The sequence below is a fragment of the Nocardiopsis sp. NPDC058789 genome (assembly GCF_042745575.1).
Lineage (GTDB): Bacteria > Actinomycetota > Actinomycetes > Streptosporangiales > Streptosporangiaceae > Nocardiopsis > Nocardiopsis eucommiae.
The window spans coordinates 38,231-50,900 of the sequence record NZ_JBHYOW010000015.1 but is presented as its reverse complement, the minus strand read 5'-3'; the positions used below and the strand labels follow the sequence as shown (position 1 = coordinate 50,900).

Here is a 12,670-nt window from a genome sequence, read left to right as displayed (position 1 = left end):
ATGCTGGGTGGCCTTACAGGTTGTAAAGCACCCGAGGAGGCGTCTCCTCGGAGCTCACGGGAGAGGACGGCTCAGCACGGTGTAAAGCGAAACGCCCTCGAATCTGACAGAGCGTCCTAGACTGTCGCCTGTGCTTCCCACTCTCGCCGAGGTCCTCCAGCTGCCCGCGCTCCAGAAGGCCAGGCCCCGAGTGGTGGCCGGTTCCGAGTACCTGGACGTGGCCGTCCGCTGGGTCCACATCGCCGAGGTCACCGACCTCGCCCACCTGCTGCGCGGCGGTGAGCTGGTGCTCAGCACCGGTATCGCCATGCCCGACGACCCCGACGCCCTGCGCCGCTACATCGAGGACATCGCCGACGCCGGGGTCAGCGGGATCGCCGTCGAGCTCGGCCGCAAGTACCACGCCGAACTCCCCGCGGCCTTCCTCGACGCCGCCCGCGAGGCCCGTGTCCCGGTCATCCTGCTCGACCGCGAGGCCCGCTTCGTCGAGATCACCGAGGCCGTGCACATCCGGGTGGTCAACGAGCAGCTGGAGGAGCTGCGCGAGTCCGAGAAGCTCCACTCGGTCTTCACCCAGCTGTCCGTGGAGGGCGCCGACGTCGCGCAGATCCTGCACGAGGTGGCCCAGCTCTCCGGGTGCCCGGTCGTCCTGGAGAACCTCACCCACCAGGTCCTGGCCTGCGACCTCAACGGCGAGGATCCCGGCACCCTGCTGACCGCGTGGGAGAGCCGTTCGCGCGCGGTCCGCACCGGGACCCGGACGGTGCACGCGCCCGCCTCCGGCTGGCTGGTCACCACGGTCGGTGCCCGGGGCCAGGACTGGGGGAGGCTGATCCTCATCGTCGGGGCCACCCCCACGGCCCGCCAGACCATGCTCATCGAGCGCGCCGCCACCACACTGGCCCTCGGCCGCCTGCTGGAACGCCACCAGGAGAGCCTGGAGCGCCAGACCCACCGCACCATCATCACGGGCATCATCGACCGCGCCTACTCCGATCCGGAGGAGGCGCTGGTCCGGGCGCGCGCCGTGGGGGTTCCCCTGCACAACCGGGAGATGGTCGGCCTGGTCCTGCGCCTGCGGGAGAGCGGGACCGGCCTGGCCGCCCAGGCCCGCCTCTCGGACACCGCCGAGGGCGCCGCCCGCGCCTGCCGCGAACTCCGCCTCCCCGCGCTGGTGGGCTCCCTCGACGACCTGCGCGTGGGGATTCTGCTGGCCCTGCCCGACCGCAGGCGGCTGGACGCCACCCTGCACCTGCTCGCGGACCGGGTCCGGGGCGCGGTGGGGGACGCGGCGGTGCTCGCCGTGGGCTCGACCGCCGACGACGTCCGCGAGGTGCGCCGCTCCTTCCTCGAAGCCCGCCAGGTGGGCGACGTGGCGATCAAGCAGAGCGACCGGCGCCCCTTCTACCGCCTGCCCGACCTCCACCTGCGCGGGCTGCTCCACCTGTTCCGCGACGACGAGCGCCTCCAGACCTACGTGGAGCGCGAGCTCGGCCCGCTCCTGGACCACGACGCCCGGCACGGCGGAGACCTGGCCGACATGCTCCGCCACTACCTGGGCGCGGGGCGCAACAAGGCGCTGGCCGCGAGCCGGGCGCACCTGTCCCGCCCCGCCTTCTACGAGCGGCTGCGCCGGATCGGCAACGTGCTCGACGCCGACCTGGAGTCGGTGGAGACCTGCCTGTCCCTCCACGTGGCCCTGCTGTCCCTGGACTCCCTCCGGGACCAGCACTAGGCGCCCCCAGAGCACGGGAGTGGCCCGTCACGGCCGGTGCAGTACGTTGGATTCCGTCGTGAATCCCGGCGTCGGCAAGGGATTCCTGATTCCGGCGCGTGGAGGCCACAGTGACCGAGCTCCCCGGCCCCGGACCCGCACGGCGGGTCAACGGGGTGGTGTTGGACGAGACGGGAAGGCGCATCATCGAGCTCCTCCAACAGGACGGCCGACTCTCCTACGCCGCCATCGGCAAGACCGTGGGCCTCTCCGAGGCCGCCGCCCGCCAGCGCGTCCAGCGCCTCCTGGAGTCCGGCGCGGTCCGGGTGGTGGGCGTCACCGACCCCGTGGTCCTGGGATACCGACGCCAGGCGATGATCGGCGTCCGCACCGACGGCGACCCCGCCACCGCCGCCGACGCCGTCTCCGCGCTGGACGGGGTCCGGTACGTGGTCGTCACGGCGGGCTCCTTCGACCTCATGGTCGAGGTCGTCGCGGAGGACGACGCCCGCCTGCTGGACGTCGTCGCCGCGATCCGCGCGGTGGAGACCGTGTGGAGCACCGAGACCTTCCTCCACCTCAGGCCCCGCGAACGGGGCCGCGCCCGGGGTGCGCGGTAGCGGACCTCAGGGTGCCCCGGGGACCCCGGAGACCTCCATGCCCAGCAGCTCCGAGGCCAGGGTCTTGCCATGGGCGTCCAGGTACAGGGACGTGGTCACCGTGTCGTCGGAGGCCCGGGCGCACACCAGGACCAGGGCGTACACGTTGTCCATCCGGTGCACGGTGACCGGCCCCCGGAACCGCTCGCCCAGCACGGCGCGCACCCGCTCGGGCGTCAACTCCTCAAGGAGCACCGGATACCAGCGCGGGTCCCGGGCCACGACGGAGATCGTGTTCAGGTTTCCCTTGTCCCCGGCCCTCGCGCTGGCGATCTCGTACAGCGGGACGCTCATCGTCGCTCCTCCCCGAACCAGCTGACCGCCGGTTCCACGGCCTCTCGTGCGATGGTGCTCGACAGGATTCCCACGACCTCCCCGCTCCGGGTCCGCACCCCGCCGCCTCCGGCGGGGCCGCACGTGTAGAGGGCGCCGACCTCCTCCTCCACGGCCTGGGCCCCGGCCCGGTCCGGGCTCAGGGCCGCGACGCGCAGCCGACACTCGAAGGGGTCCCCGCCGTCGGGCCCCGGCCCGGACCCGATCAGGTCGACCCGGCTCCGGACCCGGCCCCCCAGGCGCTCGCGCACCACCTCCCCGGCGAGCCGGGCCCGCGCCACGGCACCCGGCCCCGCGTAGGAGATCTCCCCCTCGCCCCGGTACCCGGCGCGGTAGCCGACGCTGACCTTCAGCGTGTCCGGCCGGGCGAGGCCGCGCGCGCCGTCCACGAGGACGCGGTCCCCGCCCAGCTCCCGCAGGCGCACACCCGTCATGTCCAGGGAGACGTCCGGGGTCAGGTAGGCCCGGGGGTCGGTCACCTCGTAGGTCAGCTGTTCCGTCACGGTCATGCGGTCCACCCTGCCGCCGGTCCCCGGGAGCTTGGTGACCACCGCGCGGCCCTCGTCGTCGACCTCGGCCAGCGGGAACCCCAGGTCGGCCAGGCCGGGCACCTCCTTGCGGCCCGGGTCGGCGAAGTACCCGCCCGTCACCTGGCCCGCGCACTCCAGCAGGTGGCCCACCAGCGTGCCCGCCGCCAACAGCCGGTCGTCCCCCGGGTCCCATCCCAGGTCGTGGAGGAGCGGAGCCAGGAACAGGGAGGGGTCGGCGGCCCGGCCCGCGACGACCACGTCCGCGCCGCCGCGCAGCGCGGGGAGCAGGGCTTCGGCGCCCAGGTAGGCGTTGGCCGAGACGAGCTCCCCATGGGACTCCAGCGGCTCGCCGTCCTCCCAGCACGGCGCGGACGGGTCGACGCGGTCCAGGACGTCGTCTCCGGTCACCGCGGCCACGGTGGTCGGCAGGCCCAGCGAGGCGGCCAGCGCCGCGGCCATCGCCCCGGCCGCCACGGGGTCGGCGGCGCCCGCGTTGGTGACCAGCCGCGTGCCCCGGCGGTGCAGCGGCTCCAGGAGGAGTTCGAGGCGGCGGCGGAGCATCGGGTCGTACCCCGGCCCCGACCCCTCGGAGGCGCGCAGCGAGGCGAGCGAGACCGTCCGCTCTCCCAGGCACTCCAGGACGAGCGTGTCGAGCTCGCCCCGCTCGACCAGGTCCACGGCGGGCTGGAGCCGGTCGGAGGCGAATCCGGCGCCGCAGCCGATCCGGGTGAGGGTCACGTGGTACTCCTTCGGGTTCGTGCGGACCTCGGGTCCGCGACGTGTGCGGCCGGTCGGTCAGGCCGCCCACGGCGTGATGACGCCCATGGCCACGGCCGAGCCGAACACGACCAGGCTGACGAGCCAGGCCCAGGGGAACAGGAACCGGATGTGGGTGCCGATGGGGACCCCGGAGAGGCCGACCAGCAGGTAGAAGGAACCGGTCATCGGGCTGATCGGGAAGCCGACGGTCTCCTGACCGGTGATCGAGGCCTGTGCGACGTCGATCTGCGCGACGCCGAAGCCGTCCCCGACGGCGGCCAGCACGGGCATGACGGCGAAGTAGTAGGCGTCCGGGCCGAAGAGCAGGCTCATGGGGACGGCCAGCACACCGATCAGCAGCGGCAGCCCGGGTCCGAGGAAGTCCGGCATGGCGCCGGTCATCGACACCGCCATCGCCTCGATCATGCCGCTCTCCTCCATGACGCCGAGGAAGGCACCGGCCGCCAGGAGGGTGCTGGCCATGAGGATCGCCCCGCGGGCGTGGTCGTTGATCCGCTCGGTCTGCGCCGACATCCCGGGGTAGTTGAGCGCCAGCGCGAGGACGAGGGCGATCAGGAACACCAGTTCCGGGGGCATCACCCCCGAGACGAGGGCGGCGACCGTGGCGAGGGTGAGCACGGCGTTCACCCAGTACAGGCGCGGCCGCAGGAGCTCCGGACGCTCCGACTCGTACTCCCCGGGCACCGTTCCGCCGCCCGGGGCTCCGTCACCGGCCGCACCGACCCCGGCACCGACCGGACGCCCGACGTTCGTCGAGCGCAGCCGGTTCCGCTCGCGGACACCCAGGTAGTACGCGATGAACAGGCAGGTGACCATGCCGATGAGCTGGGCCGGGATGAGCGGGGCCCACAGGTCGTTGGCCGGGATGCCGGTCGCCGTGGCCGCTCGGGCGGTGGGGCCGCCCCAGGGGACGATGTTCATGATGCCCGCGCCGAGGCCGGTGAGCGCGGCGAGCACCACCCGGCGCATCCCGAGAGCGTCGTAGAGAGGGAGCATCGCCGGGATCGTGATGAGGAACGTGGTCGCGCCCGCGCCGTCGAGGTGGGCCACCATCGCCAGGACCACCGTGGCCACCGCGATGGTCACGGGGTTGTCACCGGCGAACCGCAGGACGCGGCGCACGACGGGGTCGAAGAGCCCGGCGTCGCGCATCACCCCGAAGTACAGGATCGCGAAGACGAACATGGCGGTGGTGGTGGCCACCCCGGTGATGCCCGAGGTCACGAACGCGCCGACCTCACCCGGGCCGAACCCCATCAGGAGGGCGGCGGCGACGGGCACACCCGCCAGGGCCACGACCGCGCCCACGCGGTTGGACAGCAGAAGCACGAGCACGACCGTGATCGTGGCGAATCCCATGACGGTCAACATCAGGAGCGCTCCTCGGAGGGGACGAGAGTGACCTACGGCACTCGCGCTCATGTTTCCCTGAAGATTCCTTGAGTGTCCAGCATGAATAAAGCAAGAAGCTATGCTCTCGAAGCATGGATCTGACGCTGCGGGAGTTGTCCGTCTTCGCGACCGTCGCCCGGCACGGGAGTTTCACCGCCGCCGCCGACACGCTGCACGTCGCACAGTCCTCGCTGAGCCGGACCGTGATGACGATGGAGCGGAACCTCGGCGTCCGCCTGCTCGAACGCACGACGCGGCACGTGCGGTGCACGGCGGAGGGCACCGCACTCCTCGCCGTGGCCGAGCGCCTGATCGCGGCGCACCGCGCGGAGATGAACGGGCTCGAACGCTTCCTGCGGGGGACCCGGGGCACGGTCGTCGTGGCGACCCTGCCCTCACTCGCCGCCGCACTGCTCCCGGCCGTGATCGCTCGGTTTCGGGAGACCGCGCCCGAGATCGACGTCCACGTCCTGGACGGCATGGCGGGCAGCGCGATCGAGCGTCTGCGGGCGGGGGAGTGCGACATGGCGCTGGTGGCGGCCCCGGGACCCCAGGAGGGACTGCGGGCCCGGCCGCTGTTCCGGGACCGGTTCCTCGCGGTGGTGCCGTCCCGGCACCCGCTCGCGCGCAACTCCGAGCTCACCTGGGCCGACCTGGCCACGGAACCGTTCATCGTGACCGGAGGGGACTCCAGCGTCCGCCCCGTCACGGACGCGGCCTTCCGGAGCGCGGGGCTCCGACCGGCGCGCACCATCGAGGCGGGCAACATCTCCACCATCGGAGGCCTGCTCTCCGCGGGCCTCGGGGTCGCGGCGCTCCCCGCGCTGTCCCGGATCCTCATGAGCTTCGCCGACCACGCCTGCCGACCGCTCGGTGGGCCCGCCGTCGAACGGCGGGTCGACGTGATCGTCCACGGGGAGCGGCGCATGGCACCGGCGGCCGAGGCCTTCCTGGCCCTCCTCCTGTCGATGCGCGAGGAGGGCCACCCCCTTCCGGAGGGGGTGGCCTGGGTGCGGGACACCCCCTGACCGCCGGTGCGGCGCGAGCCGCTCCCGTCGACCTCCTACAGCCCGGCCAGGGCCTCCTCCAGGATGTCCAGGCCCTCGCGGAGCAGGTCGTCCCCGATGACCAGCGGCGGCAGCATCCGGATCACGTTGCCGTAGGTGCCCGCGCTGAGCAGGACCAGACCCCGGGAGTGGCAGTGCGCCAGCACCTGGGCCACCGCCTCGGGGGCGGGCTCCTTGCCGTCCTTGACCAGCTCGATGGCGACCATCGCGCCCCGGCCGCGCACGTCCCCCACGACGTCGAAACGGTCCGCGAGGCTGTGCAGGCGGTCCAGCATGAGCGCGCCGACCTCGCGGGCGCGGCCGGTGAGGTCCTCCGTCTCGATGACCTCCAGCGAGGCCAGGGCGGCGGCACACGCCGCCGGGTTGCCGCCGTAGGTGCCGCCCAGACCGCCGCCGTGCACGGCGTCCATGAGCTCGGCGCGGCCGGTCACCGCCGCCAGCGGCAGACCGCCCGCGATGCCCTTGGCCGTGGCGATCAGGTCCGGGACGATCCCCTCGTGGTCACAGGCGAACATGTCGCCGGTGCGCGCGAAGCCGGTCTGCACCTCGTCGGCGACGAACACGATCCCGTTGGCGCGGCAGAACTCGACCATCGCGGGCAGGAACCCGGGGGCGGGCTCGATGAAGCCCCCCTCGCCCTGGATGGGCTCGATGACCATCGCGGCCACGTTCTCGGCGCCGACCTGCTTGACGATCTGGTCGATCGCGGCGGCCGCCGCCTCGGGGCCGCAGTTCTCCGGACCGGTCGGCCAGCGGTAGGCGTAGGCCATCGGCACGCGGTGGATCTCTCCCGCGAACGGTCCGAAGCCCTGCTTGTACGGCATGTTCTTCGCGGTCAGGCCCATGGTGAGGTTGGTGCGGCCGTGGTAGGCGTGGTCGAACACCACGACGGCCTGCCGTCCGGTAGCGCTGCGGGCGATCTTGACCGCGTTCTCCACGGCCTCCGCGCCCGAGTTCAGCAGGAGGGACCGCTTCTCGTGGTCGCCCGGGGTGACCCGGTTGAGCGCCTCGCAGACCTCCACGTAGGCCTCGTACGGGTTGACCATGAAACAGGTGTGGGTGAAGCGGCCGAGCTGCTCGGCGGCGCGCGCGACCACGCGCGCGTCGGCGTTGCCGACGTTGGTCACCGCGATCCCGGAGCCGAAGTCGATCAGCGCGTTGCCGTCGACGTCCTCGACGATGCCGCCGCCCGCGCGCTCCACGTACACGGGCAGGACGCTGCCCACGCCCTGGGCGACGGCGGCCGAACGGCGCTTCTGGATCTCGCGGGACCGGGGGCCGGGGATCTCGGTGACGATCCTGCGGGACTGGGCGACCTCGGTCGGTTCCATGCGGCTGCCTCCTTGTGCGGTGCGACGGTGCGGACGAGCACGACACTAGATCGCGTCGAACCGGACACCCATGGACACAGTGGATAATCAGGTGAGCGTCCTGTGCCATTGCGTCAGGGACGGGGCCGCCTGGGAGAGAGCTACGGGGGAGACCGGATGCCGCCGACACTGGGGTCGCTGTTGCGCACGCCGAGCCTGCGCCTGCGCCTGCTCACCGGCCAGGACCGCACGCACCGCCAGGTGGAGTGGGTCGCGGTCAGCGAGCTGGCCGACCCCACCCCCTACCTCGCCGGGGGAGAGCTCGTGCTCACCACCGGAGTGCGGTGGGTGGACCGGTTCCCCGACCTGCGCGACTACGTGCGCCGCCTGGCCGAACGCGACATCGCGGGGATCGGGTTCGGCGCCGCCGTCAACTTCGACCACACCCCCGAGGAGCTCGTCGCCGCCGCCGAGGAGTTCGGGGTGGCCCTGCTGGAGGTCCACCGCCTGACCCCGTTCATGGCGGTCGGCAAGGAGGTCTCCCGGCTGCTCGCCCAGGAGGAGTACGAGGGACTCAACCGTGCCTTCGCCGCCCAGCGCGCACTCACCCGGGCCGCGCTGACCGGCGCCCCCGCCGTGGTGGAGCGGCTCGCCCGCGAACTCGGCGGCTGGGTGCTGCTGCTGTCCCCGGACGGAGCGGTCCGGCACGCGGCTCCGGCGTCGGCCGCCGCCCGCGCCCCCGGCCTGGCCGACGAGCTCGCCCGGCTGCGCGGAGCGGGGCCCCGGGCCAGCGTCTCGGTGGCCTCGGAGGGCGACCGCGTCTCCGTGCAGCCCCTGGCCACGAGCGGCCGGGCGCGGGGGTTCCTGGCCGTCGGCGGGGTCCGGGTGTCCGGTTCCGACGACCGCACCCTGGTCAACGCAGCGGTCTCCCTGCTCTCCCTCGAACTCGAACGCCCCACGCCCGGGGCGGGCACCGGGGCGGGCGTGCTCACGGCCCTGCTCGGCGGAGCCCTCGACCCCGCCCACCCGGGCGCCGCCGACCTGCGGTCGGTCCTGCCCGCCGCACCCGTGGTGGTGGCCGTCGGGACGGCCGTACCGGGCGGACCCCGCCCCGAGGGCCTCCTCGTGGCCGAGCACGAGGGCCGCACGGCCGTGCTGGCCGCCGCGGGCACCGAGGCGGCCGTGTTCGGCGAGGTCCTGACCGGGCCGGTCGGGGTGAGCGCCCCGGTCGACTACCCGGACCTGGCCGCCGCCCGCTCCCAGGCCGAGCGGGCACTGACCGCCGCCGAGGAGGAGGGACGCGAGCTCCAGCACTTCGACCAGCTCCCGGGCGGACTGCTCGGTCTGCTGGACACCTCCGCCGGGGCCCGGCTGGCCGACGAGCTGCTCGCCCCGATCGACGAGCAGCGGGCCGCGCCCGAACTCCTCGCCTCGCTGCGCGCCTACCTGGCCGCCTCCGGCCGCTGGGACACCGCCGCCGAACAGCTGGGAGTGCACCGGCACACCCTGCGCTACCGGATGCGGCGCATCCGGGAACTGCTCCCCGGCGACCTGGACGACCCCGACCACCGCACCGAACTGTGGATCGCGCTGCGTGTCCGCGAGGGCCGGACGTCCCGCTGAGCCGTGCCGGAGCGGGGCCCGGGGAAAGCGCCACCGGTTCCGGCGTTCGCCGGGTGGGGGCGCGGAAAATGCACCACAATGGCCACGATAGCTGGGGGTAGTCATCTGATCACGTGTGGTCGGGTGGTCAGGAGGGCGTCGTGAGGTCACTACGGGACGACGAGCAGATCGGCGGTCTCGGGTCCTACCCGACCACGGACGGACGGGTCACGGTCCGCGAGCGGAGGGCCGCGGGATCCGGTGCGGGGTCGGTGCGCTGGAAGGCGCCGGTGGACCGGGGCGGGATCCGCTCCTTCCTGGCCTACCTGCGGGCCTGCCTGCGCCGCGAGTCGGTGCTCACCCACGTGGTGCGCGCCGAGCGTCTGGACACCGACACCTGCGCCTGCCTGCCAGCCGGCCCGGAACTGCTGTTCAGCGGAGCCAGGGACACGTTGCCCGCACACCCCGAGAGCGCCCGGGTGACCCGCCTCGCCGTGCGGCACGGTCAGGCGCTGCGCTACGGCTACCCCCTGGTGATCCTCGGGGAGGGCGCCGACCGTGTGGCCCTGCCCCTGCTCACCGTGGACGTCCGGGCCGTGGACGAACCCCGGGCGGTGGGTCCGACCGGCCTCCCGGGCAACGGCCCGGGTCCGCTGGTGCGTGCCGTGGGCAGGCCCGACGTCAACACCGCCCTCCTCGCCCGGCTCGGCGTCACCGACCCCGAGGACCTCTTCGAGCTGCGCGCCCGTCTCCGTTCCGGGGCCCCCGATCCCGCCCACCGGCCCGCCGCCGTCGCGGACCTCGCCACCAAGGTGCGCACCCTGCTCACCCGGCTGGAGATCGAACGGGTCGACGACATCGCCCCGCTCGGCACCCGGGGCAGGCCCCATCCGCTTGTCTCGGGAGCGCACAACACGGCCGTGCTCTTCCGTGCCGGTCCCTCGGCGACGGGCGACGGAGAGGCGTCCGAAGGGGTCTCCGAGGGGGTGGAGGGGGTCCTCGCGGACCTCGACCCCACCGACCACCACGGACTCGACCCGGGCGCCATCGTCGGCACCGCGCTGGAGTCCCTGCTCGGCAGCGCCGCCCACGCGGCACCCACCGCCCGGGCCACGGACCCCACCGGGGCCCGAGCGGTTCCCGAGACGCTCCACGGCCCCCGCGCCCACCGCCGGGATCCACGGGACCGTGACCACAACCCCCCGCCGGTCCCGGTCTCGGCCACCGACCTCAGCCAGTCCCAGTACGCGGTCCTGAGCGCCGCCATGCGCGAACAGCTCACCGCCGTGGCCGCCCCTCCCGGCAGCGGCGTCCACGACCTGGTCGACGCTCTGGTGCGCACCGCCGTCGCCTGCGGCCAGCGGGTCCTGGTGTGCGGTCGGACCGAGGCCGACCTCGACGCCGTCCTGACCCGCGCCGACACCGCCCCCGCGCATCCGGTGGTCCGCGTCGGCGGCACCGGTGAACGCACCGCAGAACAGCGCCAGCTCACCCGCCTGCTCGCCCGCCACGCACAGCCGGCACCCGCCGCAGGGCCGCAGCCCGCGGGGGAGGAGGGCGCCAGCCACCGGGACGACCTGGTCGCCTCGTGGAACCGCGTCCGCCGGGTCTGGGCGACCATGGACACGCTGGCCGCGGACGGTCACGTCCTGGCCCGCCTGGCCGAGGAGCGCGGTCGCAGCATCGCCCGGGGCTGGGCCCCCGACACCCTCTTCACCCCCCGACACGGCGGCCCCGAGTACTGGCTGCACCGGGCCGAACGCGCGGCCGGTCGCGGTCTGGGCGGCTTCCACCACCGTGCCGCCGTCCGCCGCGAACTCGGTGTGGCCACCGACCCCGAGGGGCTCGACCAGCTCCGCGCCGTGGCCCGGCTGGAGAGCCGGTGGCGCGAGGCCGTGGACCGCCGAACCCGCTGCGCGCCCCTGGACGAACTCAGCGAGGAGCTGGCCGACGCCTGGGCCCGGCACCGCCGGGCCAGCGCCGCCTGTCTGTCCGCCGTCACCGGTTCCCGCCTCCGGCGTGGCCGCACCTCCATCGAGAACCGTGTGGAGGCACTCAACTGGAACCACGACGGGAGCTGGCCCGGCCCGGCCGCCCACCTTCTCGACACCCTGCCCGTGTGGGCCTGCCGCACCGACCAGGCCCGTGCCCTGCCCCCGGAGGCCGGGATGTTCGACCTGGTGGTCGTGGTGGGAGCGGAGCGGACCAGGGTCAGCGAACTCCTGCCGGTGCTCTACCGGGCCGGTCGCGCGGTCGTCGCGGGGGACCCGGCCCACCCGGGCCCGGCCAGCGTGCTGGAGCCGGAGGAGGAGCGGCGGGCCCTGGCGACGGCCGGGCTGGTCGCGGACCAGCTGGACGATCGCGCGCTGCGGCACGGAGCGGGCTCGGCGCTGCGGGCGGTGCGCGCGGCGACTCCGACGACGCTCTGGCTGGACGAACACGACGGCGCCCCCGAGGACCTGGCCGCGTCCGCCTCCCGGCACTGCTACGGCGGGCGGCTCGTGGTGGCGGGGCCGCCCCGGGGCGGGCCGGGCCCCGCCTTCGAGTGGCGCGACGTCGCGGGGGAGTGCGAGGCGGCGCCCGGTTCCTCCTACGTCAACCGGGAGGAGGCCTACCGGGTGGCCGTGGTGGTGGCCGAGCTCGACCGGGAGCTGCCCGAGGCCACGGACCTCGCGGTGGTGGCCCCGCTGCAACCACAGGTGGCACTGCTCCGCAGGCTGCTGCGCCAACGCCACCTGCGCCGCCGGGTCCGGGTGGGCGGGGCCGACCTGCTGGACTCCGACGCCGCCCGCGCCGACGTCACCGTGCTCTCCCCGATGCTCGCCGCGGACGCCCCGGCCATCGCGGAGCGGCGGGTGCGCACGATGACCCACCTGTGGTCGTCGCTGCTCACCCGGACCCGCGAACGCCTCGTGGTGGTGGGCGACCGGGACCACTGGTCCGGCGGGGACGGCCCGCTCGGCGACCTCCTCGGAGGAGGCCCCGGGCCCGCCGCCACCCCGGCCCGCCTCGCCCTGGTCGACGCCCTGCGCACGGCCGGGACCGGCGTGGAGGTGGACCGCCGTGTCGACGGGTGGACAGCCGACCTCGTGGTCGGCTACGGCGCCCGGCGCGTGCTCCTGCTGCTCGACGGAGAGCCCGACGGCCCCGCCCTGCGCCGCCTGCTCGCCCGGGGGAACGCGCTCAACGGGGCCACGGATGACCTCGTGGTGGTGGTGCCCGCCTGGCGCTGCCTGACCGACCCCCGGACGCTGGTGGAGGAGATCCTGTCCGCCTGCTGATG

At 74.3% G+C, this 12,670-nt stretch carries 9 protein-coding genes; 5 read left to right on the top strand and 4 right to left on the bottom strand.

What is annotated here, in order from left to right:
• The first annotated feature begins 130 nt into the window (after window positions 1-130).
• Window positions 131-1,735 (top strand): PucR family transcriptional regulator, encoded by a 1,605-nt coding sequence (locus tag ACFW3L_RS21395; RefSeq protein ID WP_378743173.1) that lies wholly within the window; start codon window positions 131-133, stop codon window positions 1,733-1,735.
• Between the two features lie 110 nt (window positions 1,736-1,845).
• A complete protein-coding gene (locus tag ACFW3L_RS21390; protein ID WP_378743171.1) occupies window positions 1,846-2,334 on the top strand; it encodes an Lrp/AsnC family transcriptional regulator in 489 nt (162 codons plus the stop codon).
• A gap of 6 nt (window positions 2,335-2,340) precedes the next feature.
• On the opposite strand, the gene ACFW3L_RS21385 is transcribed toward ACFW3L_RS21390, so the two are convergent.
• The 3 genes from ACFW3L_RS21385 to ACFW3L_RS21375 are packed head-to-tail and all read right to left on the bottom strand — an operon-like array spanning window position 2,341 to window position 5,387.
• Window positions 2,341-2,667, bottom strand: coding sequence for a hypothetical protein (locus tag ACFW3L_RS21385; protein WP_378743169.1), 327 nt, complete (start codon window positions 2,665-2,667; stop codon window positions 2,341-2,343).
• Window positions 2,664-3,974, bottom strand: coding sequence for an acyclic terpene utilization AtuA family protein (locus ACFW3L_RS21380; RefSeq protein ID WP_378743167.1), 1,311 nt, complete (start codon window positions 3,972-3,974; stop codon window positions 2,664-2,666). The genes ACFW3L_RS21385 and ACFW3L_RS21380 overlap by 4 nt, the downstream gene beginning before the upstream one ends.
• 57 nt (window positions 3,975-4,031) lie before the next feature.
• A complete protein-coding gene (locus ACFW3L_RS21375; protein ID WP_378743165.1) occupies window positions 4,032-5,387 on the bottom strand; it encodes a CitMHS family transporter in 1,356 nt (451 codons plus the stop codon).
• A gap of 113 nt (window positions 5,388-5,500) precedes the next feature.
• Between ACFW3L_RS21375 and ACFW3L_RS21370 the strand changes: the two genes are divergently transcribed.
• A complete protein-coding gene (locus ACFW3L_RS21370; RefSeq protein ID WP_378743163.1) occupies window positions 5,501-6,436 on the top strand; it encodes a LysR family transcriptional regulator in 936 nt (311 codons plus the stop codon).
• A gap of 35 nt (window positions 6,437-6,471) precedes the next feature.
• Here the strand turns inward: ACFW3L_RS21370 and gabT are convergent, their stop codons facing one another.
• Window positions 6,472-7,806 (bottom strand): 4-aminobutyrate--2-oxoglutarate transaminase, encoded by a 1,335-nt coding sequence (gabT, locus tag ACFW3L_RS21365; RefSeq protein ID WP_378743161.1) that lies wholly within the window; start codon window positions 7,804-7,806, stop codon window positions 6,472-6,474.
• 156 nt (window positions 7,807-7,962) lie between these two features.
• Between gabT and ACFW3L_RS21360 the strand changes: the two genes are divergently transcribed.
• Both ACFW3L_RS21360 and ACFW3L_RS21355 read left to right on the top strand, forming a co-directional pair.
• Entirely contained in the window at window positions 7,963-9,408 is a 1,446-nt protein-coding gene (locus tag ACFW3L_RS21360) for a PucR family transcriptional regulator (protein WP_378743159.1), read from the top strand.
• A gap of 140 nt (window positions 9,409-9,548) precedes the next feature.
• On the top strand, window positions 9,549-12,668 hold the full coding sequence (locus tag ACFW3L_RS21355; protein WP_378743157.1) for a DNA helicase: 3,120 nt from the start codon (window positions 9,549-9,551) through the stop codon (window positions 12,666-12,668).
• The last annotated feature ends 2 nt before the right edge of the window (window positions 12,669-12,670 follow it).

What these genes read in the sequence shown, in the direction of transcription:
- ACFW3L_RS21385 (WP_378743169.1), bottom strand. Translation starts at nt 2,667, where the DNA reads ATGAGCGTCCCGCTGTACGAGATCGCCAGCGCGAGGGCCGGGGACAAG.
- ACFW3L_RS21375 (WP_378743165.1), bottom strand. Translation starts at nt 5,387, where the DNA reads ATGTTGACCGTCATGGGATTCGCCACGATCACGGTCGTGCTCGTGCTT.
- ACFW3L_RS21370 (WP_378743163.1), top strand. Translation starts at nt 5,501, where the DNA reads ATGGATCTGACGCTGCGGGAGTTGTCCGTCTTCGCGACCGTCGCCCGG.
- gabT (WP_378743161.1), bottom strand. Translation starts at nt 7,806, where the DNA reads ATGGAACCGACCGAGGTCGCCCAGTCCCGCAGGATCGTCACCGAGATC.
- ACFW3L_RS21360 (WP_378743159.1), top strand. Translation starts at nt 7,963, where the DNA reads ATGCCGCCGACACTGGGGTCGCTGTTGCGCACGCCGAGCCTGCGCCTG.